Genomic DNA, 26828 nt, shown 5'->3' with positions numbered 1-26828 from the left:
TTCACGAGTGCCGCATCGGCCACGGCCTAGCCTGATCATCCAGTACGCAGTCCCCGCGGGGAAAGGTTTGACATGATCAAGTGGGCCATCATCTTCGCCATCATCGGCGTCATCGCAGGCGTGCTCGGCTTCGGCGGCATTGCCGGCGCGGCGGTCGGCATCGCCAAGTTCCTGTTCTGGGCCGGCATCATCATTGCCGTGGTGCTGTTCCTGCTGGGCATGACCGTGGCCAAGAAGGTCAGCTAGCGCGTGCCGCGCGGCAGCGTGCTCAGTGTGCGCTGCTGCGCGAGAACAGGTTGATCACCAGCACGCCGGCGCAGATCAGCCCGATGCCGATCAGTGCCGGCGCATCCAAGCGCTGCTTGAACACCACCAGTCCGATCACCGAGATCAGCACGATGCCGATGCCGGACCAGATGGCGTAGGCGATGCCGGTGGGTATCGACTTCATGGTCACTGACAGCAGGTAGAAGCACAGCCCATAGCCGACCAGCGCACCCAGCGTGGGCAGCAGCCGGCTCATGCCGTCGGAGGCCTTGAGCAGCGACGTGGCGATCACTTCCAGCACGATCGCGGCGGCGAGGTAGACGTAGGGATTCATCGCGGGCTCCGGCCTACAGGGGGTCGCACAGCTTCAGGGCCTGCTCGGCCATGGCCAGTGCATTGACGCGTTCTTCCTCGTCCAGCGGCCGGCCGTAGGCGGTGGCCCAGTAGCCGTCGGCAACACAGCGCGCCGCATACAGGCGGGGATTGGCGGCTTCCTCCGGGAACTCGGCCAGCATGCGCCGCAGCCAGGCGCCCCACTGCGCAAGCAGCGCAGGTTCAAGCATGTTGCCCAGGGTCAGCCCGATATCGTTCACCCGTTCCTGCTGCAGCAGGTGGTCGAAGTTGGCGCGCACATAGGCGCGGCTGAAGCAGCCGTACTGCGCACTGCCTGCCATCAGGCCATGTACCTGCGCTTCGAATTCGGCGATGAGCGTGGCGATGGCGGCATCGACCAGCGCCTGCTTGCTGGCGAAGTGATGGAACAGCGCGCCCTTGCTGACGCCAGCTGCCTGTGCGATGTCCTGCACGGTCACTGCGGCCAGTCCCTGCCGTGCGATCACGTCGATGGTGGCCTGCAGCAGCGACTGGCGCACGCTGTCGGGCGCCTTGCGGCGCGAGCGGGAGGAAGATGCGGACATGGCGGGAAGAAACCGACTGGACGGTACGATTGTAACGCAGGCCCGGTGCCGGGCAGCCACTGCCGGCCGTGGCCGGCAATGGGGATTCAATCGCCGATACGCGCGAAGCGCGGCTGCGGGCCGTGTTCGCCGGGAACCTGCTCGACGAACATCGGGTAGGGGCGCACCCACAGCCCACCTTCGCCATAGAGCGCGCGGTACAGCACCAGCGGCTCCAGCGTTTCGCTGCTGCGGACGATGCCGATCACTTGGTACTCGCCGCCCTTGAAATGGCGGTAGCGGCCGGGTGCGAGGGCGGGCAGCGGACTGAGCTCAGCCATGGCGCGCGCGGCTCACTTGCGCGCCGGACTGGCCGGCTTCGCGCAGTAGGCATCGATCGCTTCGGCGCTATTGGCCAACCCCTGGGCCTGCGCCAGTTCCCACGGCCGCTCGCAGCGCTGGCTGTGTTCGCACCACTGGTAGCCGGCCGAGCCGATGCAGCCATGGGCGTCGCGGTCAGCGCCGACCCTTGGCGTGGCCGGCGAGCTGGCTGCGGCATCGGCGCTGGCGGCCGCCTGATGCTGGTTGGCGCACGCGGACAGGACCAGCAGCGCTGGAATCAGAAGAAGCGCTTTCATCGGGCGAACTCCATACCTTGGAGCAACAGTTTCTGCTGGCGCCGTGCTGCCAGCAAGCGCTCAATGCATGGCGGCGCGGATCAGTTCTTCGATCAGTACCAGATAGCTGGCCACGAAATAGAACTTGAGCAGCGTCCCGCGCTGCTGCGAGAAGAAGGTGCGCATGTGGAAGGGGCCCCTGTTAGTGACGATAGTGTGAAGCTGAACCGACTCCGTGACAAGGATCACGGAATGAACAGGCTAAACAGGCTCAGGGATGTGATGAGCGTGGAGTTCTGACACCCGGGCGAGGGTTTTTCGTACTTATCTGATAGGACCGCGCTGATGGGCTGGCTACGGTGACGTCATCAGTAGAGGGTCATGCGCCCCCTGCGCCGTTTCCCCACAAGGAGCCTCCCATGGTCATCACCGTCAAGTGCAGTGCCGCACAGTGGTCCCTGCTCGACCCCGCCGCAGGCGTGGCCGAAGCCTTCAGCAGCGGCGCCGCCGCTTTCGATGCCGCGGTTGGCCGGGCAAGCGCCCACCACCGACGCACCGGCCAGGGCAGCACGGTGCGCGTGGAGGCGCTGGGCAACAGCGTGGAAGCCGTGCGTTTCGAGGCGCTGCCCGCCGCCGCCGCGCCGGTCAGCGGGCTGCATCCTGCGCGAGTGGCGTAACGCCAGTCGATTCATCGCGCAGTGCCTGGCTGATGAAACGGCACAGCCACAATGGGTTGACCGTCTTCGCATAGACGTGCCCGACCTGGGCCGGCAGGGCGCGATCCTGCAGCAGGCGCAGGGGTTGCTGGGCCAGGACCAAGATGAGCAGGTCCCTGCGCAGGCAGCAGATCTGGCGCAGCAGCGGCATGCCATCGGTCTGGCCTACGGTGGGCATGCATGGATCGATGACCAGCACCTTGCAGTGCGGGTTGGCGATCTGCATCAGAACCTCGGCAGGCGAGCGGGCTTCGCTCAGCGCCTTGCCATCCAGATGGGGCTGGACGCTGCGCACCAGTTCACGACGCACCCAGGGGTTGGGATCGGCGATGACGAGGGTGGGGTCTGGCAACGCAAATCCATTACGGATGCCGTTGCCTGAAGCAAGCGGAACTTCATTGACTGTTCGAAGCGCGGGCATCTTGGCGCTTGGAGAGCGCTCTGCGAACCGCTTGTTGAATATATCCATACGGTCGAGGAGGTCCGTGGCTGGATAATCCCAGCCCGGTGGCTGCAAGGATGTGGTGGGCCTGTCTGTGGCGGGTCTTGATCACATGCGTGTCGAATTCCAGCGATTGAAGCCGCGCCAAACCTGGATGGCGCGGCGCCATGATCAGGTTTTGCATTCGTTGGGCAGCAGGCTCTTGTCGGCGACGTTGCTGGTGCAGCTCCACGCGCCATCGCTATCACGATTGAGTGACAGCCTTTCCGAGTCCTGGTCGCCATACATCAGCGCGCAACTGATCTCTGCACGGGAGTAATCGGACGGGTCCAGGTTGATATCTATTCTGGCGCAACGTTTGGTGTAAAGGCGGATGCCAATATCTGAGTAATGGATGCCTGGCGAGACGCCCCCCTCTGTGAGAAGGACTTCGAAGCCTGCCTTGCCCGGTGTAATCTCTGCCAGGGCAGCAGTGAATTTCGCCTTGGTCGCGAACTTCTGGTACTGCGGCAATGCGATCATGGCAAGGATGCCAATGATGGCCACTACAACCATCAGTTCGATGAGTGAAAATCCGCGTTGAGTTGAGCCGGGCGATGTGCTGCGGCATTCGGGGGTGGTCGCCATGATGGATTCCTGTCATTCGCGGGCGTGCGAAGAAGCAGGGGCCGCAATTCGCTTATGCGCTGCCCCTGCTCCTGCGTCAAAAGGTCTAGGCCTTGCAGGCTTCCGGCAAAACCGTCTGCTCATAGATCGAACTTGAGCATGTCCAGCGACCTTCGTGGTCTCGCTCCAGGCTCAACGTCTGGCCCGTGCCGTAATTGGCATCGTCCGTCAGATTGCAGGTGAGATTGCTCTCGCCGGTGTCGTTCACACTGACATCGAAGCTTGAGCACCTCTTGGTGGAGGTTCCTGGCATTCCCAGTGCCGCTGCGTCCACATTCTTCAGATCTGAACCTTCAGCCAGCAGCGCTTCAACGCCAATCTTGCCGCTTGCCAGCTCGGCCAGTGCCGCAGCGACTTTCGACTTGGTCGAGAATTTCTGGTACTGCGGCAGCGCGATCATCGCCAGGATGCCGATGATCGCCACCACCACCATGAGTTCAATAAGGGAGAAACCCTGTTGCCGGGAGGCGCGTGTGCCTGCGCGCGGGCCTGGGCCGAATGCGGTATTCATGATAATCCTCTGTGACGTGGGTGATTCATTGGTCATGGCCGCGAAAAGATGCTTCGTGGCGCAGCCCTAGAAAATCACGCATGCCGCGATGGGGATATTCCACAATTCGTAAAATGGAATGGATCAAGTGCCTGGAACTGCTTTTTACAAATAATCAGACGCCGCGCTTTCATTCCGCAGGGCATTGCAGCGGAAATGGACGCACGCCGGGAATGCGCGCATGGCACCGCCACTGCCCGGAAGCGGTACGCGACCACCTGACGCTGCCGCGCAGGGCGGCCGTTTCGCGCAGCTCGCAGGACAGCACGGCATGTCCTGTATCCGGCAGCGAGGCACGCAGATGGCTGCAGTACGCGGCACTGGCAGGCAAGCCCAGGTGCTGGTCGGTCAAGGTGAGATCGCCCGCGGCGTAACTGGCTTCGACGGTGGTGATGGCACTGCCCAGCGCGTTGGCCGCATCGCGCAGGCGCACGCGGCTGGCACGGCCGTCCACGGCGGGGGCAAGCAACAGAATCGCGTAGACGGCGACCAGCGCGACGGTAATGCCCGTCGCGGCCCAAGGCGGGTAGCGTGATGACACGTCGCGCGCTGGGCGCACTGACGATCCAGCTGGCATGCAGGGATTCCCGATGGTAGGTGGGGTGTGCAGAGCGCACTCGCAGGCCGGGGCCGCTCTCCCCAGAGCAGCCCCGGCGTTTCCATCCCCTGTCTGTCGTTGCTGCGTGCTACAGCGCCAGCGAACTCTCCACGTCCAGCACCATGCGCCGTGCGAGGGCCAGGTTGGCCTTCTGCCGGTCCAGTACCACATAGAAGAACAGTCCCTTCTTGGCCGACACCGGGCGCAGCACGTGGTACGCACGTCCCAGCGTGATCAGCACGTCTTCGATGTTGTCGTTGAGGTTCAGTGCTTCGGCGGTCTTCATTTTGGCGCGCAGCACTTCGGTGTTTCCTGCGGCCGCCAGTTCCATGTCCACGCCCGAGCCGGCTTCACCCAGCAGCATGCCGCTTTCGTAGTCGACCAGGGCAACGGCTTGCGCGCCGTTGATCTGCATGAGCGTGTCCAGGCATTTGTTGATGGCGATATTCATTTCAGTGGTCCGTTGCGGGTGTGAGGGGGTGAACAGCCGTCTGAGCAGTGAGAAAGGCATGCATCAGTTCAGACTGTCGGCCAGGGCGCGCACGCACTGCTTGGCATGCCAGAGCACGTTGCCGATGACACAGCGGTGGTCGCAGGCGGTCATCAGCAGGCGCGGTTGCGTTCCGGGAATGGCGAGCATCAGCACCTTGCCGTCGGCGGCGTCGAGGATCAGCGTGTCGAGCTCACCGAAGTGCAGTTCGCGGCCCAATGCACTGGCCAGGCCGAGCATCGAGCTGGTCATCGCGGCCAGGCGATCGGCGACATGGCCCTGCGGGCCGGCCTGGGCCAGTGCGAAACCATCGGTGCTGGCAACGACGAGGGCCTGGATGCCGGTGACGTCGCGTACCAGCGCGTCCAGTGGTGAAATGCGGCCAGCGTCATGCATGGGTGACCGCCATGGCGTTGCATTCGATCTGGCTCATCAGCAGATCCATCGCGGTGATGGCCTGTGCCATGTCGCGTGGGTCCAGTGGCAGCGCCGGCAGGTGCGGTGCATGGTCCTGCAACCAGTCCTGCCAGTGCGGCTGTACCGGATCATCGGTACTGCCGCATCGGGTGAAGCCGATGACCACCGGCAGGCCCGGTGCGCTGTCTGCGATGGCTCTCAGATGCTGCCCGGCCAGCGTGCTGTCCACGTCGGCGCTGCCATCGATCAGGACGATCGCACCTTCGGCACCGGCCAGCAGGATCGGCCAGATGTATGAAAAGCGCTCCTGGCCGGGCGATCCATACAGGCGCAGGCGGTCTCCGCCGGGCAGGTCGATGTCGCCATAGTCCATGGCCACGGTGGTGTACTGCTTGCCCACGGCGGGGTCGGTATTGCGGGCCTCGGTCACCACGGCCTTGCCCCGGGTCAGGGTCTGCACCAGGGTGGACTTGCCCGCGCCGAGGGGGCCCATCACTACGATCTTGTGCTCACGCACGGTCTGCACTCCAGCGGATGCGAAGTTGTCGCCACAGATTGACGAGGCCGTCGGTGGGCGAGGGGCGCACGGGCGCGTCCTCGCCCACGACGGGAAAGGCGTAGGCGGTGAGGAAGGCCGCGTTGAAGAACGACTGCACGCTTCGGCGCGGCAGGTCGAGGATGGCGCAGCACGCCTGCACGGATGCGCCCTGCTTGATTAGCAGCGCACACAGCCGGAAGTGATCGGGACGATGGGCCAGGATGCGGAAGTCCGGCCAGCGCCGAAGGCGCAGCTTGGTTCCGTCGTGCAGGGGCGACATCGGCGCACCTTGCCCGGCAGTGGCCAGGGCGATGTTCCACAGCGTCAGGCGCAGTGGAATGTTGCTGGACACCGTCGCACGCTGCACGAACACATCCTGCGTCACCGGCACCAGGTTGAGCGCAGGGTCCGCATCGCCCAGCAGCTTCTGCAGCAGCGTCAGCGTGATCGGCGCGGGTGCAGTGGTCATCATCCGGTCGTTCCTGGCATCCAGCCAGCACACGGTGGCGCCGTCATGGATGATCGCGGCATGGGCCGGGCGTCGTTGCAGCGCGCCGTCGCTTGCCAGGTGCAGGCGCAACTGCTGTACGAACGGCAGCGCGGCGGTGGGCAGGGCTGCCGGCGCCAGCGGTTCTGCTGCAAAGGGCTCTTGCAGATCCTCAAAAGGTCGACGACGGAAACGGACCATGGGGTGTCCAGTGCAGCGAGTGATCGGAGGTGACTATGTAAGCGGCGCTCCCGGTTTTCTGGAATGAAACTATTGGGAAAATTGCAGTGCCGTCCGTGTTTATGCAGCTGGCTGCAACTAATGGAATTGGCCGGTTGATGCTGCTGCGATGACATCAATTGCAGTGAGTGATTGTTAAGTTGACGTAGCCTGGAATGATTACTAGCGTCTTCGCTGCGCACTGCGGCGTGACTATTGACGGGTAATCAGCATGCTCACTCGAATTGCCATTGCGGATGATCATCCACTGGTCCTGCTTGGCACGCGCATCGTGATCGAGGCCGGTGGGCGCCACCGCGTGGTGGCCGAAGCGCGATGCGCGGAAAGCCTGCTGGCGGTGTTGGCCGAAGAGCCGGTTGATCTGGTGGTGACTGATTTTTCGATGCCCGATGGCGGCCGCTCGGACGGCCAGGCGATGCTGCAGGCATTGCGTCGCAATTACCCCAAGGTGCCGGTGATCCTGGCCACCATGGTTACCAATGCCACCACCTTGAACATGGCCATGCGCACCGGAGTGCGTGGGCTGGTGTGCAAGGGCAGTGGCGTGGATGGCATCCGCAGGGCGGTCGATACCGTGTTGAGCGGTGGGATCTATCTGGACCCCGAATTGGCGCACTGCCTGCAGGATGCCGGGCGCGAGCGATCGCTGTCGGTGCTGTCACCGAAGGAACTGGAAGTCCTGCGGCTGTATGTGTCAGGGCCTTCGATCACCGAGATCGCCGCGCAGTTGCGGCGCACGGTCAGTACCATCAGCCGGCAACGCATTTCCGCGATGAGGAAACTGGGCATCAGCAATGACGCCGAACTGTTCGCCTATGCGTTCGAGGAACGGCTGGGCAATGCCGGTGGCATGGGCAGCGGGGCCGAGAACGGCGGTCCATGAGGCCACGTCTGTCCAGTCAGGTCCGGTTGGGTTGTTTGAATGGGGGAAAAACTGCCGTTACGTTTCCCACTGTGCGGCGCGCCGCGAATCCCGGATGCTTGCGCCATCGTATTCATCTGGAGATCTCGATGGGCAAGGCACTCAGCTGGCGCACCCTGGCCTGCACCCTGCTGCCAATGCTGGCGGCCGCAGGCGGCGCCCAGGCGCAGAGCTATGGCTACGGCTATGACGATGACCGCTATGGCGGCCGCGAGGGCGGCGGCATCGTGCGCTGCGAATCGATCAAGAACCGCAGCAACGAGTGCCGCCTGGAGGGCCGGGCGCGGATGATCCGCCAGCTGTCCGGATCGCCCTGCGTGGAAGGCGAGACCTGGGGCCAATCGCGCAATGGTGTATGGGTCACCCAGGGCTGCCGTGCGGAGTTTGTCGGCGAGTACCGGCGGGGCGGCTGGGGCGGCGGCCGAGGCAACGGCTGGGGCAACAATGGCAATGGTTGGGGCGGCGGTGAGGTGATCGCCTGCCACTCCAATGGGCATCGCCAGGAATACTGCGATGCGCGTATCCGTCGTGGCGTGCGCCTGGTTCGCCAGGATTCGCGCAGCGCGTGCATTGAAGGCCAGACCTGGGGGTGGGATCGCCGCGGCATCTGGGTGAGCGACGGCTGCCGCGCCCAGTTCCAGGTGAATTGAGCGTTCCTCTCGAAAATCAGAATAATCTGATACAGCTCACATTTTGAACGTCGTATCGTCTGCGATCAGGGGCACCTCCGCGTGCTCCTGATTCGTCGCGACAAGGCTCGCCGCAATCGGCACGCCCGTCCCGCCCCCGTCGATACGCTGTCTCAAGGAGTGAGCCGCATGTTGATCCGCCTGCAATGCGAGCAGCGCCAGTGGCGCGTGCTGCACCCGGATCGGCCGGAGCCGATCGATTTCCGCGACGGTGCCCGCGCCTTCGATTTTGCTGAAACCCTCGCACGCCTGCACTTCGTCGACACCGGGCAGCGGGCTGCCGTGCGCGTGGAGGCCAGTGGCGCTTTCGTGGAAGCGGTCAGCTACGGCTGAGCGCGGGGCGCGCCAGATCATTTTGCCGGTGCGTCATCCACGCAGGGCGTGGATCGGCCTCCATTCCCTTGTAGATCCACGCCATGCGTGGATCCACCGGGCCTGCAGCGGCCTCAGCCTGCCGCGCTGAGCGGCGGGCTGCCCACGGCCAGCTGCGGCCAGCGCTTCAGCACTGCGGCGCGGATGCCCGCCGCGTCGATGCCGGCTTCGGCCAGCAGGTCCTCGCGGCTGGCGTGGTGCTGGTAGCTGTCGGGCAGGCCCAGGTGCAGGATCGGGCGCAGTACGCCTTCGGCATTGAGCAGCTCGCCAACGCCGGAACCGGCGCCGCCGGCCACCACGTTGTCCTCGATCGTGACCAGGCCTTCGTGCCCGGCGGCCATGGCCAGCACCAGTTCCCGGTCCAGCGGCTTGATGAAGCGCATGTTGACCACGCTAAGGCCCAGCTCGCGGCCGACCTGTTCGGCGGCGGACACGGTGCTGCCGAAGGCGAGCAGGGCGATACGGCTGCCCTGCAGGCGCAGCTCGCCCTTGCCGATCGGCAGCGTGGACAGGTCGGTACCGGCGGCAACGCCGGTGCCGGTACCGCGCGGATAGCGCACCGCGGCCGGGCCCGGATGCTGCAGGCCGGTGCTGAGCATCTGCCGGCATTCGGCTTCGTTGGACGGCGCCATCACCACCAGGTTCGGCACGCAGCGCAGGAAGCTCAGGTCGAGGTTGCCGGCATGGGTCGCGCCATCCGGGCCGACCACGCCGGCGCGGTCGATCGCGAACAGCACATCCAGATCCTGGATCGCTACGTCATGCACCAGCTGGTCGTACGCGCGCTGCAGGAAGGTCGAATAGATCGCCACCACCGGCTTGCCGCCCTGGGTGGCCATGCCGGCGGCGAGGGTGACCGCGTGCTGTTCGGCGATGGCCACGTCGAAATAGCGCTGCGGGTATTCCTTGCTGAAGCGCACCAGGCCCGAGCCTTCGCGCATCGCCGGGGTGATGCCGAACAGGCGCGGTTCGGCGGCGGCGGCGTCGCACAGCCAGTCGCTGAACACATCGGTATAGGTTGGCTTCCTGGCGCCGGACTTGGCCACCAGGCCCTTGTCCGGATCGAACGGGCCGACCGCGTGGTAACCGATCTGGTCGCCCTCGGCCGGCTCGTAGCCCTTGCCCTTGGTGGTCATCACGTGCAGCAGCTTCGGGCCCTTGGAGGCGCGCAGCGTCTTCAGCGTGGACAGCAGCGCCGGCATGTCGTGGCCATCGATCGGGCCGGTGTAGTGGAAGCCCATTTCCTCGAACATGGTGGACGGCACGAACATGCCTTTCCAGTGTTCTTCCCAGCGCTTCACGAAGCGGGCCGGGTTGTTCTTCTTGTCGCCGAGGATCTTCTTGCCGCCTTCGCGCAGTGCGTTGAGCGTGCGGCTGCCGGTGGCACGGCCGAGCATCTTGGTCAGGCCGCCGACCGCCTCGGAGATCGACATGTTGTTGTCGTTGAGGATCACCAGCAGGTTCGGCTCCGGTTCCATGCCGCCAGCGTGCATCAGCGCCTCGAAGGCCATGCCGGCGGTCATCGCGCCGTCACCGATCACCGCGACCACCTTGCGGTCGTCGCCTTCGGACTGGCGGGCGATGGCCATGCCGAGCGCGGCCGAGATCGAGGTCGAGGAGTGGCCGACGCCGAAGGTGTCGTACTCGCTCTCTTCGCGCTTCGGGAACGGCGCGACGCCGTCCTTCTGCTTCACGGTGTGGATCTCGTCGCGGCGCCCGGTGAGGATCTTGTGCGGGTAGGTCTGGTGACCGACGTCCCAGACCAGCTGGTCCTGCGGCGTCTGGTACAGGTAGTGCAGGGCCACGGTGAGTTCGATCACGCCCAGGCCGGCAGCGAAATGGCCGCCGCTCTTGCCGACCGATTCGATCAGGTAGGCACGCAGCTCGTCGGCGACCGCCGTCAATTCGGATTCGTCGAACGTGCGCAGGTCATCCGGTGTCTGGATGCGCGCGAGGCGGGGATAGCGGGCAGAGTCGATCATCGTGTTCGCACTTTTTCTGAACGCCCATTTTCGCCCTCAAACGGGGGTGGGGCAAGCAAACGCCGCCGCCCGTGACAGGACGGTGAGGGTTGCATTTTCGGCCGTTCAGGTGCTCAGTTTCGATCGCTTCGGCAATTGCGCCTTCAGGAAGGCCATCTGGTCGGCCAGGATGTTGCGGTTGGACAGGATCAGGTGCTCGATCCAGCTGGGCCGGTAGGGCACGGCCAGCAGCGGCATTCCCGCCTGCTGCGGGGTGCGGTCGCTCTTGCGCGAGTTGCAGTGGAAGCAGGCGGTGACCACGTTTTCCCAGCAGTCCAGGCCGCCCTTGGACAGCGGCATGACGTGGTCGCGGGTGAGGGTGGGGCGGTTGAACTGCTGGCCGCAGTACATGCACAGGTGCGCATCGCGGGCGAACAGGGCCGGGTTGGTCAGGTTCGGCGTGGGGTCGATCGCGCGGGAGCGGGCGTGGCCGCGGGCGGCGATGATCGGGTGCAGGTCCATGCCGCTCTGCAGGCCGCTGAAGCGGTTGGTGCCGCCGTGGATGTGCAGGCAGGGATCACCCAGCGTCCAGGCCACGGCTTCACGGGCGTAGAGGCAGGCCGCATCCTGCCAGGTGATCCAGTCCAGTACGCGTCCGTGGGCATCCAGCGAGAGCAGCCGGACCGAACCGGGGCGATGCAGCGGGGTGACGTTGGGCGATGCCTCGGCGCCCGGAGCAGAAATCGGAGCTCCGGCTTCGATCAGACCCAAGCGTGTAGTGTCTGTCTCCATCGGGAGAACAGCTTATACCTGAATTGTTGCGTTTTGGGTATCGCCACTTGGGCGACACCCAAAACGCAACAATTCAGGTCCGCGCATTCCTCCTAATCCCCGCGCCGTTGGCGCGCCCCCTTTAGCAACCCAGCCCGCCGTTGGCGCGCCGGGTTGCCCGCGCATTCTTCCTAATCCCCGCGCCTGTCGGCGCGCCCCCTTTAACAAAAGGGGGCTTTTCTCCAGAGAGATGATCGAGGGTCGCCAGGTCGCGGTCGGATCCATTTCCGCAGGAAATGTCTCAGACCCCTCATCCACGCATGGCGTGGATCTACTGGTGGGATGGGCTCAGGCGCCGAAGCGCTCGTCATCCATCGCCATCAGCGGGGCGGCGCCGGCCTGGATCGCGGCGGCGTGGCTGAGCGTGCGCGGCAGCACCCGGGCGAAGTAGAACCGAGCGGTCTCGCGCTTGCCCTGGGCGAAGGCGGCGCCGTGCGCGCTGGCATCGGCGGCGGCCACGCTGCGGGCCCACCAGTAGGCCAGCACCACGTAACCCGAATAGAACAGGTAGTCGTAGCTGGCCGCACCCAGTTCGTCCGGGTTGGCGGCCGCGCGCTTCAGCACGTCCATCGTCAGTGCGCCCCACTCGGCGGCCTTGGCGCGCAGCGGGCCGATGAACTCGGCCAGCGCCTCGTTGCCTTCATGTTCCTTGGCGAAGGCTTCGATCTCGGCCAGCATCAGCTTCAGGCCGGCGCCCTGGCTGGACGCGGTCTTGCGCCCGATCAGGTCCAGCGCCTGGATGCCGGTGGTGCCTTCATACAGCGTGGTGATGCGCGCATCGCGGGCCAGCTGTTCCATGCCGTGTTCGCGGATGTAGCCGTGGCCCCCGAAGCACTGCAGGGCGTTGTAGGTGTTCTCGATGCCCCATTCGGTCTGGCAGGCCTTCGAGATGGGCGTGAGGAAGCTGACCAGGGTGTCGGCGCGCTCGCGCTCGGCGGCGTCCTCGGCGTGGTGGGCCACGTCGATCAGGGTGGCCGCGTGCAGGGCCAGCAGGCGGCTGCCTTCGACCAGCGACTTCACCGTCAGCAGCATGCGACGCACATCCGGGTGGACCAGGATCGGGTCGGCCGGCTTGTCCGGGAACTTGGCGCCACTGAGTGCACGCGACTGCAGGCGCTCACGGCTGTACTTCAGCGCGTTCTGGTAGGCGCGCTCGGACAGGCCGATGCCCTGCAGGCCGACGCCCAGGCGTGCGGTGTTCATCATGGTGAACATTGCCTGCAGGCCCTTGTGCGGCTGGCCGACCAGATAGCCCTGCGCGCCATCGAAGTTCATCACGCAGGTGACCGAACCCTTGATGCCCATCTTGTGCTCGATCGAGCCGCAGCGCAGCGCGTTGCGCTCGCCGACGTTGCCGTCGCGGTCGACCTTGAACTTGGGGGTGACGAACAGCGAGATGCCCTTGGCGCCCGCAGGGGCGTCGGGCAGCTTGGCCAGCACCAGGTGCACGATGTTGCCGGTCAGGTCGTGCTCGCCGGCGGTGATGAAGATCTTGGTGCCGGTGATGGCGTAGCTGCCGTCGGCGTTCGGTTCGGCCTTGGTCTTGAGCAGGCCCAGGTCGGTGCCGCAGTGCGGCTCGGTCAGGCACATGGTGCCGGTCCAGCGGCCTTCGATCAGCGGCTTGAGGAAGGCCTCGTGCTGCCAGGCTTCGCCATGCTGCTTCAGCGCTTCGATGGCGCCGTGCGAGAGCAGCGGGAAATTGCCCCATGCCAGGTTGGCGGCGTTGATCATTTCGTTGAGCGGCACGCCCAGGGTGTGCGGCAGGCCCTGGCCACCCAGTTCCGGCGAAGCGGTCAGGCCGGTCCAGCCGCCGTCGACGAACTGGTCGTAGGCCTGCTTGAAGCCGGGCGGGGTGGTCACCTCGCCGGTGGCCTGGTCGAGCACGCAGCCGATCTCGTCACCGACGCTGTTGAGCGGGGCCAGCACGGTGGCGCTGAAGCGCCCGGCTTCTTCCAGCACGGCATCGACCACGTCGGCGGTGGCATCGGTGAAGCCCAGGCGGGCGAACAGGGGTTCGACCTTGAGCACGTCGTGCAGGGCGAAACGGAGGTCGGAAAGCGGGGCGGTGTAGCTGCTCATCGGTACGTCTCGATTTGATCAGGGGCAGGGGAGCGGCGCCGGGCGCCGCGGCGGAAGCGGGGATTCAGCGCAGCACGCCGGGCAGGCCGGGGGCCTGGTTGAGGGTGCTGCGGCTGCTGATGTCGAAGCTGCGCTGCTTCTTTTCCTGCGGCGTGGCGGCCACCGTTCCCTTCAGGCCGTAGGCCAGGGTGCGGTTGCCGGCCAGCGCGTCGGCCACGATCAGTCGCGCGGCCGAGCTGGGCACAAGGTCGACATTGATGACGTCGGCCGAGGTGCCGCCGATGGAAATGCCAGGCCTGGCCTGCAGGGTACCGGCGTCGCTGTCGCCAACGGTCAGCGCCAGCGAAACGTCATCGAAGGTCATTGGCATCGAGCTGAAGTTCTGCAGGCGCAGGGCCACGGTCCAGTTGCCATCGGCGCGCACGGTCAGTTGCTGCAGGCTGGCCGCCGGTTCCGAAACACGCTTGACGATACCGTTGTTGCAGGCAACAAGGGCGAGAGTGCACAGAACGATCAAGGCGATACGGAAACGGTGGAGCATGGGCGCAAGTCCTCTGGAGGGGGTGCGTTGGGATAAGCATACTACGGCGTATGGTTGTTTGGATCGCCGGTGACGACCCGCCGCAGAGGGTAGCGCGTGAAGATGGCGGCCGGGCGTGCGCGGCGCCGGATCGTCCACGTCGGGTGCGCGGCTCGCGCCGCGGTTCACTCGGCGGGCGATTCCCGCAACGGTGCCATCTGGCGCAGCGGGCCGAGGTCGTAGCCCATGGATTCGGCCGTTGCTTTGAGCTGTTCGAACCGTGCGCGCTCCATTTCCGGCACGCGCGAGAGAATCCACAGGTATTTGCGGCCGGGTTCGCCGACCAGGGCCCACTGGTAGTCCGGGTCCAGCGCCAGCACCCAGTAATCGGCCCAGACCAGCGGTACCCAGCTCAGCCAGTCCGGCACGAAGCGCACCTGCAGCTGGCCGGGATGGCCGGGTACCGGGCGCGCCACGCCTTCGGCAACCACGCGCTCGCCTTCGCCGTTGCGGCAGGCATTGGTGACGCTGATCCGGCCGTCGCGGCGCAGTCCATAGTTGGCGGTGATCTCGCCGACGCATTGCTTCTGGAACGAGACCGGCAGGTGCGCGATCTCGTGCCATTGGCCGGCGTAGCGATCGATGTCCAGGGTATCGACCGCGCGCACCGGCTCGACGGCGAGCACCGGGGCGGCAGCCAGCAGCAGGCAGGCGAGCAGGGCGGGGCGCAGGTGCATCGACAGGCTCCAGGCAGGAGTCTGGAGCGTAGGTGCGGCGACGCGTGCCGCGTGTAAATGTTTCGTCAAGCAGGTGCAGTGGAGCCAGGCCACACGCGGATGGCAAGCCTCAGGCAAAAAAAAGACCCGCATTTCTGCAGGTCTTTGAAGGTGGTGGCCGAAGACGGAATCGAACCGCCGACACGGGGATTTTCAATCCCCTGCTCTACCAACTGAGCTACTCGGCCAAATTGTGCGGCAACCGCGATGGATGCGGCTTCCGGAAAAAAAAGACCCGCATTTCTGCAGGCCTTCGAAGGTGGTGGCCGAAGACGGAATCGAACCGCCGACACGGGGATTTTCAATCCCCTGCTCTACCAACTGAGCTACTCGGCCACATGTTTCGTTGCAGCGAGGTCGCTGCCAAGGAGGCGTATATTACGGAGGTCGGTTGTCTTCGGCAAGGGTTTTGCCAAGATTTCTTCACATTGCCGTCTGCGCGCTCGCAAGTGCTTGATCCTCCGTTGTGGGGCGGGGCGGGCCAATCGATCATCGCCTGCGGTGGAATTCAGCAGGTCGCCGCGATCGCCAAAGCTGCAAGGACAAGGGGTGCGCCGGACGCGCGCGGGTCCGGGCAATGGAACGCTGTTTTCGTGGCCGCCATGGGCGGTCGATGCGGCGTAGTGTCGGCAGTCCTTTCCCGATGCTGGCCACAGCAGAGACCGCCGCCATGTCCGATTCCCCGACCACGTCCCGCATCGTGCTGGCCTCGCGTCCGCAGGGCGCACCGAGCGCGGCGAACTTCCGCCTGGAGCAGGCCGCACTGCCGGCATTGGCGGAAGGAGAGGTGCTGCTGCGCAATCGCTACCTGTCGCTGGACCCGTACATGCGGGGACGCATGGACGAGGGTCCTTCGTATGCGGCGCCGGTGGCGGTGGGTGCGGTGATGGAAGGCCAGACTGTGGCGGAGGTGCTGCAGTCGAAGGCCGATGGTGTGTCGGCAGGCGAGCTGGTGCTGGCCCCTGGCGGCTGGCAGACCCACGCGGTGCTGCCGGCCAAGGCACTTGGGCGTCGCCTCGATCCGGCCGGGTTGCCGTTGAGCACGGCGCTGGGCGTGTATGGCATGCCGGGGTTCACTGCGTATTCCAGCCTGCATGAAATCGCCCGGTTGAAACCGGGTGAGACGCTGGTGGTGGCCGCCGCAACCGGGCCGGTGGGCGCAACCGTCGCACAGCTGGCGAAGCTGCAGGGCGCGCGCGTGGTCGCCATTGCCGGTGGCGAAGCCAAGCGCGCCTATCTGCAGACGCTGGGCGTGGATGTGGCACTGGATCATCGCGCTGTTGATTTCGCCGCGCAGCTGCGCGCCGCGGTGCCTGCCGGCATCGATGTGTACTTCGAGAATGTGGGAGGGCACGTGCTGGATGCGGTGCTGCCGCTGCTCAACGACTTCGCGCGCATTCCGGTGTGCGGCACCATCGCCACCTACAACGATCGCGGCGTCGAGCAGCCCGGCCCGGACCGGCTGCCGGCACTGTTCAGCCAGATCCTGCGCCAGCGCCTGACCGTGCGGGGATTCATCGTGCACGACTTCAATCACCTGTGGCCGGACTTCGAACGCGAGATGCCGCAATGGCTGCGCGAGGGCCGTATCCAGTACCGTGAGGATGTGGTGGACGGACTGGAGAATGCGCCGGAAGCGTTCTTAGGACTGCTGAAGGGGCGCAACTTCGGCAAGCTGGTGGTGAAGCTGGACTGAGTGTTCGCCGGGCATGGCCCGGCGCTGCCACAGGGCGTGCCGACCAGGGTCGGCACCCATGTCAGGCAGTCGAGGACTTTTCCCGGCGCAGCAGTTCGCGCTTGCGCGCGACGCCCCAGGCGTAGCCGGACAGGTCGCCATCGCGGCGCACCACGCGGTGGCAGGGCACGGCCACTGCCAGTGGATTGCTTGCACAGGCCCTGGCCACTGCGCGGCTCGAGCGTGGTGCGCCGATGCGCGCGGCAATATCCGCATACGAGGCAGTCTGCCCGCGTGGAATCTGCTGCAGCGCCTGCCAGACCCGCTGCTGGAACGCGGTGCCGCGGATATCCAACGGCAGCGTCGTGCCACGCGTGGGGTCCTCGACCAGGCCCACCACCTGCGCCACCAGTTGTTCATAGCCGCTGTCGGCGCCGACCAGTTCGGCCTGGCGGAAGCGCTGCTGCAGCGACTGCAGCAGTGTCTCCGGATCGTCGCCGAGCAGGATCGCGACCACGCCGGTTGTACTGCTGGCCACCAGCACGCTGCCCAGCGAACTTTCGGCGATGGCGAAGTGGATGATTTCGCCGCGACCACCTGAGCGCCACTGCTTCGGGGTCATGCCCAGCAGGCGCGGGGCGTTCTCGTAGAAGCGCCCGCTGGAACCAAAGCCGGCGTCGTGGAAGGCATCGGTGATGCGCTCCTGGTGTTCCAGCCCGGTGCGCAGGCGGTCGGCGCGCAGCGCGGCGGCGTACTGCTTGGGGGTCAGCCCGGTCGCCTGCTTGAACAGGCGATGCAGGCGCGTCGGGCTGCAGCCGGCGATGTCGGCCAGTTCCTGCAGCGAGGGCTCGTCGAGGCTGACCTGCAGATGGCGGCAGACCCGTTCGACGCGGGCATCGAGGGCGGTGGTGGCGGTACTGTCCATGGCCGGATTCTGGCATGTGCCGGTTCTGCGGAAACTCCGTTTCCTGCACTGATCGGGCAAGCCCGGAAACGGAGTGTTGGCGGGCCGAAGGCGCGGCATCGTGGCGGCCACTTCACAACCGGCACCACGACCATGCGCCTGAACAACAAGATCGCTCTCATCACCGGTGCCAGCGCCGGCATTGGCCGCGCCAGCGCGCTGCGGTTTGCCGCCGAAGGCGCACAACTGGTGCTCAACGCGCGGCGGCTGGAACCGCTGCAGTCACTGGCCGAGCAGATCCGTGCCGCGGGGGGCGAGGTCGTGGTACATGCCGCCGACGTGGCCGACCCTGACACCGCTCAGGCGCTGGTCGATCTGGCCCGGCACTCATTCGGCGGCCTGGATATCGCCCTCAACAATGCCGGCATGCTCGGCCCCGGCGTGCCGGCCGCGGAATTCCCAGTGGATGCTTGGCGCGAGGTGATGGCGACCAACCTGGATGCCGCCTTCCATGCCGCCCGCGCGCAGCTGCCGGCATTGCTGGCACGCCGCGGTGGCTCGCTGGTGTTCGTCGGCACCTTCGTCGGCCATACCGTGGGCTTCCCGGGCATGGCGGCCTATGCGTCGAGCAAGGCCGGGCTGATCGGCCTGAGCCAGGTGATCGCCGCCGAATATGGTGCACGTGGCGTGCGCAGCAACGTGCTGCTGCCCGGTGGCACCGATACCGAAATGGGCCGGCAGGCCGCGCCCAGTGGCGACGCGCGTGATTTCGTGCGCTCGCTGCACGCGCTCAAGCGCCTGGCAGAACCGGAGGAGATCGCCAACGCGGCGCTGTTCCTGGCCAGCGATGAAAGCAGCTTCGTGACCGGTGCCGCGATGCGCGTGGAGGGTGGGGTGTCGATCACCCGCACCTGATCGGAGTCATTTGCGGCTGCACGCGCTGTTGGCGCAGGGCTGACCTGCTGATTACCCGGCGGTCTCTAGGGTAGGGGTAGCGTCGGTGTCCCGCCGGCGAAGGAGCGATGGATGAGCGAGCGCGAGAAAGACCAGGGCGACCCCAAGCAGGGCGTGCAGGAAAGCCGCCAGGACAGGAAGCAGGACGATGTGGCCAGGCAGCGGCCGGGGCAGCGTGACCAGCAGGTGCGCGATGCGCATTCGCGCGACCCGAAGCGCAAGGACGGCGGGCAGGATCCCGCCTGAGCGGGCCGCTGAAAAGAAAAAACCCGTAGATCGCAGGATCTACGGGTTCTTCTGAAGCGTGGCTGCCGAGTTCGATCTGCGCTGGAGATCTTCCATTCATGGGCATCCCAGTAGAGTCTGTCGACTTTCGTGCCTGCCCGTATTTCGTGCCTGCCCGTAGTCCGTGCCGGCGAGCCCATGCCGCCAGGGGCGGCGGCCGCACGGCCCTCCTGCTCCTTGAAGCTCGCTGCCATGCATCCTGCCCTTCGTTGCCTTCTGACCATCGTTCTGGGCACCTGTTCACTCTGGCCTCTGGCCGCGTGCGCGTCCGAATCCAATGAACGTGGTGCAGCGGAAGCAGCCCGGGACGAAGGGCGCTTCATCGCTACCTATGCGAGGGCATCCACCCGGAGCAATGCGGTAGAGGCTCGGCTGTGGAAGGAACGGAAGCTGCTGGAAGACTTCGTTGAAGCGATGAACAGCTACATCCGCATTCCGCGTGACATCAAGGTCATCGCCAAGGAGTGCGGAGAGTCCAATGCCTACTTTGATCCGGAAACGAGCAGCATCGAGCTGTGCTACGAGATGTCTGCCGAGGAGCGCATGCGCTTTGAGGCGGCGGGCGATGCCGCCGAGGACATCGAGAACGCGCTGTACCAGAGTGCGGTAGGTACGCTCTACCACGAGCTGGGCCATGCACTGATCAGCGAATTGGAGCTCAAGATCACCGGCCGCGAGGAGGACGTTGCGGATCAGTTGGCTGCCTACGTACTGACCGCAGATGATGAATCCAGGCAGTTCCTGGTCACGGTTGCAGATACCTATGTGCTTTCTGCGCAGGAGCAGACCCGTATCGAAGATCTGCCCACGGCGGGCACCCATTCGTTGGACTTCCAGCGTGCCGTCAATTTCCTGTGCTACCTGTACGGCTCAGACACCGGCACCTTCGGCTATCTGGTGAAGGATGGAACGCTGCCCGAGGAACGTGCGGAGAACTGCGAGCACGAGTACGGGCAGCTGGCCGATGCCTGGGAGTCGCTGTTGAAGCCGTACCTCAGGCCAGAGTAAAGGTGCCATTCGATGGCCTTGGCCGATGGCAGCGATCGCGGCAACGCATCGCAGGCCGGCCCATTGATCCAGGCATTGGGCAAAGCGCCGGATGTGCGCAGCCGGGCCTCATTCAACGTTCCAGCGAGTAGCTGAACGACCCGACGGATGACCCGGTCCTGCAGAGACGGTGGGATCGGGTATGCCCATCGCCGCGTCATGCGGTCGACCGGCATCCGCCCGTGCGGCCAACCAGCAAACGCGTTGGACCGGCCTGCACCGCGCAACGAAAAAGGCCGGAAGCCCTGTTATTTCAGGAGTTCCGGCCTTCTGAGTGCGATACCGCACTGAATAGTGGTGGAGCCAAGGAGGATCGAACTCCTGACCTCGTCATTGCGAACGACGCGCTCTCCCAGCTGAGCTATGGCCCCACGGCAGGGTTTCAGTGTAACGCTGCCCGCCGGGCTTGCCAAGCGCGGGGCCGGGACGGCCGTAACGTTGCGTCTGCGGCCGTCCACGTCGTCAGGACAGCGCCCGGCGCAGCAGCCCGCCCGCGCTGCACTGCCACCCCGGTGGAGGCAGCCACTCCGCGCAGATGGATGCAGGCATGGATCATTCCGGGCAGCCTTTCCAGCGTGCAGTCGACGCCCGCAGCTTGCAGGTCACGCGCGTACTGCTCGGCCTCGTCACCCAGCGGGTCGTGCTCGCAGCTGAGCACCGAGGCGGGGGCCAGCCCCTGCAGACTTGTGGTGTCTTCGGCCAGCAGCGTGTCGCCCGACGGCGAAAGCGTGCGTGACTGGCTGGCCGGCCATCGTCGCCAACGTATGGCGGCGATCATCGCGCGCCTGCAGCAGGCGCAGGCCGAGGGTGAGCTGGCCGACGACGCGGCGGTGCAGGCGCTGGGCGACCATTTCGCCACGGTGCTGCACGGCATTTCGGTGCAGGCCCGCGATGGCATCAGCCGCGAGCGGCTGCTGGCAATGGTCGATGTGGCGCTGGGCCCGCTTCCCTGAGTCAAGCCCGAAAGGCGTGCCGAATGCCGAGTGACTGTGCCGAAACCGCTTGTTTCACCGGGTTTGGAGCTCGCGCAACGAAATCGTAACAATTTGGGGGATAATGACGGCTTGCGCAGTTTTCCTCCCATTTGCCGCCCGGCTCGCGCAGGCCGCACGGACGCCTCCTCAGAGCATTGCATGCCCTCCCATACCGATTCCCGCCGCCTGTCGGGTCTGTCGTCTTCCCTTGTTTCCTTCCGCCGCCACCCGCTGGCCCTGGCCTGTGCCGGCCTGGCCCTGGTAGGCAGCTTCGGCGCCGCCGCGCAGGACAGTGCGCCGACCCCGACCGGGCTGGACACGATCACCGTGACCGCCGAGCACCGCGAGCAGAACCTGCAGGAAGTGCCGGTCTCGGTCGGCGTGGTGCAGGGCGAGCGCATGCGTGACTTCACCGCCGGCGGTGACGACACCCTGCTGGCGCTGTCCGGCCGCGTGCCGAGCCTGTACGCGGAAACCACCACCGGCCGCATCTTCCCGCGCTTCTACATCCGTGGCCTGGGCAACATCGACTTCTACCTGGGTGCCTCGCAGCCGGTGTCGATCATCCAGGACGACGTGGTGCTGGAACACGTGGTGCTGAAGTCCAACCCGGTCTATGACGTGGACCAGGTGGAAGTGCTGCGCGGCCCGCAGGGTTCGCTGTTCGGTCGCAACACCACCGCCGGCATCGTCAAGTTCGACACCCTCAAGCCGACCCAGGACTACACCGGCCGCGTCAGCGCCAGCTACGCGACCTACAACAGCGTGTCGATCGATGGCGGCTTCGGTGGCCCGATCAACGACATCGCGTCGTTCCGCGTGTCGGCCCTGTACCAGCACCGCGATGACTACGTCGACAACACCTACAAGGGCCCGAGCGCCGACGGCACCGTCAGCCCGAAGAAGAACGCGATGGGCGGCTTCGACGACCGCAACGTGCGCGCGCAGCTGCTGCTGACCCCGAGCGACCAGTTCTCGATCCTGGCCTCGGCCCACGCGCGTGACTACGAGGGCACCTCGACCCTGTTCCTGCGCGGTGCGCTGACCAAGGGCTCGAACAAGACCGACGTGCCGCGCGACAAGGTGGCCTACGACGAAGCCGACAACAACCCGCAGGCCTACAAGACCTACGGTGGGTCGGTGAAGGCACGCTACGACTTCGGTGCGATCGACTTCACCTCGATCACTGCCTACGAGACCACCTCCGGCTACAGCCGTGGCGACACCGACGGCGGCGCTGCGGTGAACTTCCCGGTCAATGGCGTGCCGAACGGCTATGGCCAGTCGATGGGCCGCATCCGCGATCTCGACCAGTGGACCCAGGAGTTCCGCCTGGCCAGCCATGACGACAACGCCCTGCAGTGGCAGGCCGGTGCGTTCTACTTCAACGGCAGCGACACCACCGACTTCTACCAGCGTGCGTGGTTCCTGCAGGGTGCGGCCCGCAACCCGAACAACTGGGTGCGCCTGCGCAACAAGAACACCTCGTGGGCCGGCTTCGGCCAGCTGAGCTACGCCTTCACCGACAAGTTCACCGTTACCGCCGGCCTGCGCCAGACCAAGGACGAGAAGCACACCCGTCTGCTGAAGACCGCGGACACTGCTGCTGGCGTGGTCACCTACAAGGGCCGCACCGACGTCAAGATGTCCGACACCACCCCGAGCTGGGATCTGAGCGCGATGTACCAGATCACGCCGGACGTGAGCGTCTACGCCAAGGTTGCCCGCGGCTTCCGCGGCCCGACCATCCAGGGCCGCTCGGCCGTGTTCAACGCCGACTTCACCACCGCCGATTCCGAGACCATCCTGTCCTGGGAAGCGGGCGTGAAGAGCAGCCTGTGGGACAACCGCCTGCGCCTGAATGCCACCGCGTTCACCTACACGGTCAACGACATCCAGCTCAACGGCAACGATTCGGACGGCAACGGCGTGCTGTTCAACGCCGACAAGGCCAAGGCCTACGGCTTCGAAGCGGACATGGAGCTGCGCCCGATCCCGAACCTGACCCTGAGCGCCGGCCTGAGCCTGCTGCACAGCGAGATCAAGGACAAGCGCGTCTATGCGCAGGTCTGCGGCCTCAACGGCCAGGTGGTCTGCACCGTCGGTGACCCGACCATCAAGGTCGGTGCCAACACCTTCGCGCAGATCGATGGCAACCCGCTGCCGAATGCGCCGAAGTACAACGTCAACCTGGCCGCCCGCTACGACTTCCCGGTCAGCGATGCCGGCACCATGTTCGTGTCCACCGACTGGAACAAGCAGGGTTACACCAGCTTCGTGCTTTACGACACCAAGGAATTCAATTCCAAGGGTGATTTCGAGGGTGGCCTGAAGATCGGCTACTCGGGCAACTACGGTGCCTACGAAGTGGCGCTGTTCGCGCGCAACATCACCAACGAGAAGAACCTCAAGGGTGTGATCGAGAACTACATGGCGGCGGTCTACAACGAACCGCGCACCGTCGGTGTCTCGCTGAACATGAACTGGTAATACGCGATTGCGGTGGCGGTGCATGCCGCCATCGCACTGCATGAATGCAAAGGGCGGCCCGGATTACCGGGCCGCCCTTTTCGTTGCTTCAGACCGCGGTGAGGTCGCTTTCCTGGCTGCGCTGGCCGAAGGTCAGGGCCCAGGTCGCGGTGTCCACCTGCTGCCGGTCCTGCGCCTGCTGCTTGCGCGCACGGCTGGCGCCGAACCAGCGCCCTTCGCCGTTGATCAGCGGCGCCATACGCACCACGTCTACGTACTCGGGATCGATCTCGCTGGCGCGCTGCAGCCAGGCCAGGGCCAGGAACGCGTTGGCCGGCACGCCATTGCCGAAGTGGTAGATGTCGGCCAGGTAGCCGGCCGCCCACAGCTTGTCGTCGTCGTCACCGCGCCACCACAGTGGGATCAGTGCACGTTCGACTGCTTCGCGCTTGTGTGCGTCGTTCTGGCCATCCATCGCTAGGCAGGCCAGGTTGCGGCAGGTGGGGCCCCAGACGCGCTCGCCTGCCTCGGACCCGTCCAGGCAGCGCAGGTACAGTTCACGTGCACGCGCTTCGTTGTGCTCACCGCCGGCCGCCACCAGGCGCACGCCCAGGTTGTAGGTGGCGATCAGGTCGCCGCCTTCCACCGCACGCTCCTGCCAGTAGGCGGCCTTTTCCGCATCGACGAACTGCGGCTGGTCGCGGCCGCCGAGGCGGCCCTTGTACAGGTCGCACAGTGCCGACATCGCGCCGGCGTCGCAGGCTTCGGCCATGCGCTGCAGCAGCGAGAGACCGGCAGACTGCGAGACATCGCAGAACAGGTTGGAGGCGAAGGTGACCGCCGAGGTGTTGTCCTGCGGCGCGAGCTTCAGGGCGCGCTGCAGCAGGGCATCGGCGCGCACGGGGTCGGCGGTCTGGCCGAGCAGTCCATGCTCGACGGCGGTGGCGGCCCAGAGCAGGCCGATCGCGGAGTCGCCCTCGCGAGCGGCGTAGTCCACCACCTGCGCGAACAGCGCCTCTGCACCGTCGACATGAGCGAACCAGGCGCAGGCTTCGAGGTTGCTGAAGCCTTCGTGCAGCACCATGTCGCGGTCCAGCGCCCACGCCTGCTGCAGATCCTCGAACACCGCCCGCATGTGCCCGGCGTCCCACTGCACCTGGTCTTCGCTGCCTTCGATCCGGCCGAGCCGGTAGCGCAGCCCGGCACGCTGGGCCAGAACCTCGGCGCGCAGGTTGCGGTCCAGGTGCCAGTCCAGGATCTGTGCATACGCACGCTCGTGCACGCCTACCGCGTCGGCATCTTCGCGGTCTGGCAGGTCGGTCATCCAATCCTGTTCCTTTCTCCAGCGCAGCGCGTTGCTCTGCGCAAGCTCCAGGCCACGGCACCAGCCTCCTTCGATGAAGTCCTCCATGGCTTCATGGCTGCCGCCCCAGCGCGGGTACAGGTAATAGAGGGTGTCTTCCAGCGTGCTCAGGTCGTCGGCGCGCTGTTCCAGCACCAGGCGCATCCAGTAGGCCAACGGTGCATCGAAATCGTCCTGGCTGCGCTCGCGCAGCACGGGTGGCAGGCTGCCGGGCAGCGTCCGCAGCGGGGCACCGAAGCGTGACAGCAGCTGCAAGGCCTGCGGCCACGCCTGCGGATAGTGTTCGGCCAGCGCGGCTTCGTCGGACTCCGGTACCTGGCCGGCCTGCAACGCCAGCAGCCAGTCCGGCTCGCGCAGGTAGCTGGTGATGCGCTTGATGCCATCCAGCGCGAGTGCCGGTCGTGCCGACAGCGGGATCGCCTGCAGGTAGGCATGCACGGCTTGGTCGCGCGCCTGCTGTGCGGCCAGCCACTGGCTGTCTTCGACCAGCGCGGCGACGTCGGCGCTGCGCAGCTCGCCGGCGGCGGATTCCCAGCAGGCACCGAGGCGCAGGTGTGCGTAGTAGCTGTGCGGCGCGGCAGCGACCCATTGCTGCGTCTGCTGCAGGCGCTCGTCCAGGGTCAATGCCTTGTCATGCAGGTTGCGAAGGCGCCAGCGGATGCCCGGCAGCGGCCTTTCACCGTCCAGCCAGGCCTGCTCGTGCGGTGCCAGCAGTGCGTCCAGTTCGGCGTAGCGCCGCTCCTGCAATGCGGCGCGCGCTGCTGCACGCCAGGCCAGGTCCTCGGCGGAGAGTCCATCCTTCGCAATTCCATTTGTCATCTGTTGCAGTCCAACGATAGCGGGGACGCTATTGGACAGTCCTGCGCCTGCGTCGGCAAGCGTGGCAGATGCTCGATTCACCGTGCAGGCGCCGGGGCAATCCCGACGCCCGGCACCGTCAGCGTGCGGGCAGCAGCGCCTGCAGTCGCGATTCCAGTTCCTGTTGGCGCCAGCCGGCCAATGCAGCGGGCCATTGGCGACGTTCCAGGTAGCTCTCCAGGTGCTTGCGCGACGCCAGAACCCCATCCGGCAGGCCCAGTTCGCGGCTGCGCTCGGCCACTGCATCCTGCAGCTTCTTCAGTGCCTGCTTGTTGCTGTCGTTGGCCGGAAGTGCCAGTGGTGCCTCGGCTTCATCGGCCAGCGGCGTCTGCAGCGCCTGCCACACGGCGCCAGCCAGCTTGCGCGGTGCCTTCGGGAACTGCTCGAACAGCGTGCCCAGCGCGTCGGCGTCGGCCGGTGGCGTGCGCGCCAGGGTGGCGGCCAGCTCGTTGTCCAGGATCCAGCTGCGCGGACGATCGCTGCTGCGTGCCTGCACGTCGCGCCAACGCAGCAGGCGCAGCAGGCGGCGCTGTGCGGCGGCATCAAGGAACTGCGCCGAGCGCATCGCCAGGTGTGGCCAGCGGTCTTCGTCGTTGGCAACGCTGGCCAGCAGGCGCTCGCCATCGTCGTGCAGCCACTGCTGGCGGCCGAGCGCCTGCAGCCTGGCATCGATGGCGTCATGCAGCGCAAACAGATGCTCGACGTCGTCGGCAGCGTACTGCAGCTGCGACTCGGACAGCGGGCGGCGCATCCAGTCCGAGCGGGTTTCGCCCTTGGCCAGGGCCACGCCAGTGATTTCCGCGACCAGCTTCTGGTAACCCATGCCACCACCGATGCCGGCCAGCGAGGCGCCGATCTGGGTGTCGAACAACGGGCGCGGCAGTACGCCGCAGGCCCACTTGAAGGCGACCAGGTCTTCGCTGGCGCTGTGCATCACTTTGGTGATCGATTCATCGGCCAGCCACGGTGCCAGCGCCTCGGTCATGCCCGGAATCAGCGGGTCGATCAGCAGGATGTCCTGCCCGACGGCCATCTGCACCAGGGCCAGCTGCGGCCAGAAGGTGCGTTCACGGATGAATTCGGTGTCCAGGCCGATGCGGCTCGGGCGCTGCTGGAAGTACGCATCCAGCTCGGCGGGGGTGGTGATCCAGGTTGCCACGGGTCAGGGCCTACTACTCGGGTTTGCTCAGGCAGGGGAGAATAGCCTAACGTCGGTCCGCGTCCG

Annotated in this window: 32 protein-coding genes and 3 tRNA genes; 11 read left to right on the top strand and 24 right to left on the bottom strand. The window is 65.9% G+C overall.

The features are described from left to right. Positions 1-72 precede the first annotated feature (72 nt). On the top strand, positions 73-246 hold the full coding sequence (locus N440_RS11855; RefSeq protein ID WP_006380555.1) for a DUF1328 domain-containing protein: 174 nt from the start codon (positions 73-75) through the stop codon (positions 244-246). 22 nt (positions 247-268) lie between these two features. Here N440_RS11855 and N440_RS11850 read toward each other — a convergent pair whose 3' ends face one another. The 4 genes from N440_RS11850 to N440_RS11835 all read right to left on the bottom strand — a co-directional run bounded on the left by N440_RS11850 (position 269) and on the right by N440_RS11835 (position 1801). Continuing rightward, a complete protein-coding gene (locus N440_RS11850) occupies positions 269-601 on the bottom strand; it encodes an SMR family transporter (protein ID WP_006457753.1) in 333 nt (110 codons plus the stop codon). A gap of 13 nt (positions 602-614) precedes the next feature. Further along, positions 615-1184, bottom strand: coding sequence for a TetR/AcrR family transcriptional regulator (locus N440_RS11845; RefSeq protein ID WP_133935197.1), 570 nt, complete (start codon positions 1182-1184; stop codon positions 615-617). A gap of 86 nt (positions 1185-1270) precedes the next feature. Then, positions 1271-1504: a DUF1653 domain-containing protein gene (locus tag N440_RS11840; RefSeq protein ID WP_133935196.1), complete on the bottom strand. Its 234-nt coding sequence runs from the start codon at positions 1502-1504 to the stop codon at positions 1271-1273. Positions 1505-1516: 12 nt separating this feature from the next. After that, a complete protein-coding gene (locus N440_RS11835; protein ID WP_133935195.1) occupies positions 1517-1801 on the bottom strand; it encodes a hypothetical protein in 285 nt (94 codons plus the stop codon). 398 nt (positions 1802-2199) lie between these two features. On the opposite strand from N440_RS11835, the gene N440_RS11830 reads away from it, so the two are divergent. Further along, positions 2200-2457, top strand: coding sequence for a hypothetical protein (locus tag N440_RS11830; RefSeq protein ID WP_133935194.1), 258 nt, complete (start codon positions 2200-2202; stop codon positions 2455-2457). Here the strand turns inward: N440_RS11830 and N440_RS11825 are convergent. From N440_RS11825 to N440_RS11790, 8 genes are all read right to left on the bottom strand, one after another. After that, a complete protein-coding gene (locus N440_RS11825) occupies positions 2426-2965 on the bottom strand; it encodes a response regulator transcription factor (RefSeq protein ID WP_133935193.1) in 540 nt (179 codons plus the stop codon). The genes N440_RS11830 and N440_RS11825 overlap by 32 nt on opposite strands. A 144-nt stretch (positions 2966-3109) precedes the next feature. Continuing rightward, positions 3110-3565, bottom strand: a complete 456-nt coding sequence (locus N440_RS20560; protein ID WP_133935192.1) for a pilin — start codon at positions 3563-3565, stop codon at positions 3110-3112. Positions 3566-3650: 85 nt separating this feature from the next. Further along, positions 3651-4115 carry a pilin gene (locus N440_RS11815; protein WP_133935191.1) on the bottom strand — a complete coding sequence of 155 codons (465 nt, stop codon included), beginning with the start codon at positions 4113-4115 and terminating at the stop codon, positions 3651-3653. 169 nt (positions 4116-4284) lie between these two features. Further along, complete coding sequence (locus tag N440_RS11810; protein ID WP_243831344.1) at positions 4285-4713, bottom strand: pilin; 429 nt, start codon at positions 4711-4713, stop codon at positions 4285-4287. A gap of 127 nt (positions 4714-4840) precedes the next feature. Next, a complete protein-coding gene (locus tag N440_RS11805; protein ID WP_197563404.1) occupies positions 4841-5167 on the bottom strand; it encodes a hypothetical protein in 327 nt (108 codons plus the stop codon). A gap of 99 nt (positions 5168-5266) precedes the next feature. After that, positions 5267-5638, bottom strand: coding sequence for a roadblock/LC7 domain-containing protein (locus N440_RS11800; RefSeq protein WP_133935190.1), 372 nt, complete (start codon positions 5636-5638; stop codon positions 5267-5269). After that, positions 5631-6176, bottom strand: a complete 546-nt coding sequence (locus N440_RS11795) for a GTPase (protein WP_243831343.1) — start codon at positions 6174-6176, stop codon at positions 5631-5633. Before N440_RS11795 ends, N440_RS11800 begins: the two co-directional genes overlap by 8 nt. After that, positions 6169-6885, bottom strand: coding sequence for a hypothetical protein (locus N440_RS11790; RefSeq protein WP_133935189.1), 717 nt, complete (start codon positions 6883-6885; stop codon positions 6169-6171). The genes N440_RS11795 and N440_RS11790 overlap by 8 nt, the downstream gene beginning before the upstream one ends. Positions 6886-7135: 250 nt before the next feature. Here N440_RS11790 and N440_RS11785 point away from each other — a divergent pair, with 250 nt between their 5' ends. The 3 genes from N440_RS11785 (at position 7136) to N440_RS11775 (ending at position 8868) form a co-directional block, all read left to right on the top strand. Next, positions 7136-7807 (top strand): response regulator transcription factor, encoded by a 672-nt coding sequence (locus N440_RS11785; RefSeq protein WP_133935188.1) that lies wholly within the window; start codon positions 7136-7138, stop codon positions 7805-7807. A 128-nt stretch (positions 7808-7935) separates the two neighbouring features. Continuing rightward, positions 7936-8496 carry a DUF3011 domain-containing protein gene (locus tag N440_RS11780; RefSeq protein WP_133935187.1) on the top strand — a complete coding sequence of 187 codons (561 nt, stop codon included), beginning with the start codon at positions 7936-7938 and terminating at the stop codon, positions 8494-8496. A gap of 168 nt (positions 8497-8664) precedes the next feature. Beyond that, positions 8665-8868 carry a hypothetical protein gene (locus N440_RS11775; RefSeq protein WP_005410416.1) on the top strand — a complete coding sequence of 68 codons (204 nt, stop codon included), beginning with the start codon at positions 8665-8667 and terminating at the stop codon, positions 8866-8868. A gap of 113 nt (positions 8869-8981) precedes the next feature. On the opposite strand, the gene dxs is transcribed toward N440_RS11775, so the two are convergent. The 7 genes from dxs to N440_RS11740 form a co-directional block, all read right to left on the bottom strand. After that, positions 8982-10889: a 1-deoxy-D-xylulose-5-phosphate synthase gene (dxs, locus tag N440_RS11770; protein WP_133935186.1), complete on the bottom strand. Its 1908-nt coding sequence runs from the start codon at positions 10887-10889 to the stop codon at positions 8982-8984. Positions 10890-10994: 105 nt separating this feature from the next. Then, the gene (locus tag N440_RS11765) at positions 10995-11660 is read right to left on the bottom strand and encodes an HNH endonuclease (protein WP_006457729.1); all 666 of its coding nucleotides are present in this window, start codon (positions 11658-11660) and stop codon (positions 10995-10997) included. A gap of 327 nt (positions 11661-11987) precedes the next feature. Further along, on the bottom strand, positions 11988-13778 hold the full coding sequence (locus tag N440_RS11760) for an acyl-CoA dehydrogenase C-terminal domain-containing protein (RefSeq protein ID WP_133935185.1): 1791 nt from the start codon (positions 13776-13778) through the stop codon (positions 11988-11990). 64 nt (positions 13779-13842) lie between these two features. Continuing rightward, positions 13843-14319 (bottom strand): LEA type 2 family protein, encoded by a 477-nt coding sequence (locus tag N440_RS11755; RefSeq protein ID WP_133935184.1) that lies wholly within the window; start codon positions 14317-14319, stop codon positions 13843-13845. 164 nt (positions 14320-14483) lie between these two features. Continuing rightward, complete coding sequence (locus N440_RS11750) at positions 14484-15035, bottom strand: lipocalin family protein (RefSeq protein ID WP_133935183.1); 552 nt, start codon at positions 15033-15035, stop codon at positions 14484-14486. A gap of 151 nt (positions 15036-15186) precedes the next feature. After that, positions 15187-15262 (bottom strand) — tRNA-Phe (locus tag N440_RS11745). A gap of 72 nt (positions 15263-15334) precedes the next feature. Next, positions 15335-15410, bottom strand: a tRNA-Phe gene (locus N440_RS11740). Between the two features lie 334 nt (positions 15411-15744). On the opposite strand from N440_RS11740, the gene N440_RS11735 reads away from it, so the two are divergent. Further along, positions 15745-16770, top strand: coding sequence for an NADP-dependent oxidoreductase (locus N440_RS11735; RefSeq protein WP_133935182.1), 1026 nt, complete (start codon positions 15745-15747; stop codon positions 16768-16770). A 61-nt stretch (positions 16771-16831) separates the two neighbouring features. On the opposite strand, the gene N440_RS11730 is transcribed toward N440_RS11735, so the two are convergent. Further along, positions 16832-17674 carry a methylated-DNA--[protein]-cysteine S-methyltransferase gene (locus tag N440_RS11730; protein ID WP_133935181.1) on the bottom strand — a complete coding sequence of 281 codons (843 nt, stop codon included), beginning with the start codon at positions 17672-17674 and terminating at the stop codon, positions 16832-16834. 132 nt (positions 17675-17806) lie between these two features. Here N440_RS11730 and N440_RS11725 point away from each other — a divergent pair, with 132 nt between their 5' ends. The 3 genes from N440_RS11725 to N440_RS11720 all read left to right on the top strand — a co-directional run bounded on the left by N440_RS11725 (position 17807) and on the right by N440_RS11720 (position 19900). Further along, complete coding sequence (locus tag N440_RS11725; RefSeq protein WP_133935180.1) at positions 17807-18568, top strand: SDR family oxidoreductase; 762 nt, start codon at positions 17807-17809, stop codon at positions 18566-18568. Positions 18569-18679: 111 nt separating this feature from the next. Then, positions 18680-18853, top strand: coding sequence for a hypothetical protein (locus tag N440_RS20365; protein WP_008268700.1), 174 nt, complete (start codon positions 18680-18682; stop codon positions 18851-18853). Between the two features lie 231 nt (positions 18854-19084). Further along, entirely contained in the window at positions 19085-19900 is an 816-nt protein-coding gene (locus N440_RS11720) for a DUF4344 domain-containing metallopeptidase (protein WP_133935179.1), read from the top strand. A gap of 334 nt (positions 19901-20234) precedes the next feature. Here the strand turns inward: N440_RS11720 and N440_RS11715 are convergent. Both N440_RS11715 and N440_RS20480 read right to left on the bottom strand, forming a co-directional pair. Beyond that, positions 20235-20310, bottom strand: a tRNA-Ala gene (locus N440_RS11715). Between the two features lie 11 nt (positions 20311-20321). After that, on the bottom strand, positions 20322-20717 hold the full coding sequence (locus tag N440_RS20480; RefSeq protein ID WP_243831342.1) for an alpha/beta hydrolase fold domain-containing protein: 396 nt from the start codon (positions 20715-20717) through the stop codon (positions 20322-20324). Between N440_RS20480 and N440_RS11705 the strand changes: the two genes are divergently transcribed. After that, a complete protein-coding gene (locus N440_RS11705; RefSeq protein ID WP_243831383.1) occupies positions 20629-20892 on the top strand; it encodes a hypothetical protein in 264 nt (87 codons plus the stop codon). The two genes, N440_RS20480 and N440_RS11705, sit on opposite strands and share 89 nt — an antisense overlap. Before the next feature lie 180 nt (positions 20893-21072). Beyond that, positions 21073-23403, top strand: coding sequence for a TonB-dependent receptor (locus tag N440_RS11700; RefSeq protein ID WP_133935178.1), 2331 nt, complete (start codon positions 21073-21075; stop codon positions 23401-23403). Positions 23404-23491: 88 nt separating this feature from the next. Here the strand turns inward: N440_RS11700 and N440_RS11695 are convergent, their stop codons facing one another. Together N440_RS11695 and rnd are read right to left on the bottom strand one after the other, a co-directional pair. Then, positions 23492-25564, bottom strand: coding sequence for a DUF4034 domain-containing protein (locus N440_RS11695; protein ID WP_133935177.1), 2073 nt, complete (start codon positions 25562-25564; stop codon positions 23492-23494). Between the two features lie 118 nt (positions 25565-25682). Then, a complete protein-coding gene (gene rnd, locus N440_RS11690; protein WP_053450340.1) occupies positions 25683-26762 on the bottom strand; it encodes a ribonuclease D in 1080 nt (359 codons plus the stop codon). Positions 26763-26828: the final 66 nt, after the last annotated feature.

Origin of the sequence: Stenotrophomonas sp. CC22-02 (assembly GCF_004365115.1) — a bacterium.
GTDB classification, from domain to species: Bacteria; Pseudomonadota; Gammaproteobacteria; order Xanthomonadales; family Xanthomonadaceae; genus Stenotrophomonas; species Stenotrophomonas forensis.
Note: the sequence above shows the minus strand (reverse complement) of the source record. Positions and strands in the feature narration are given on the sequence as shown.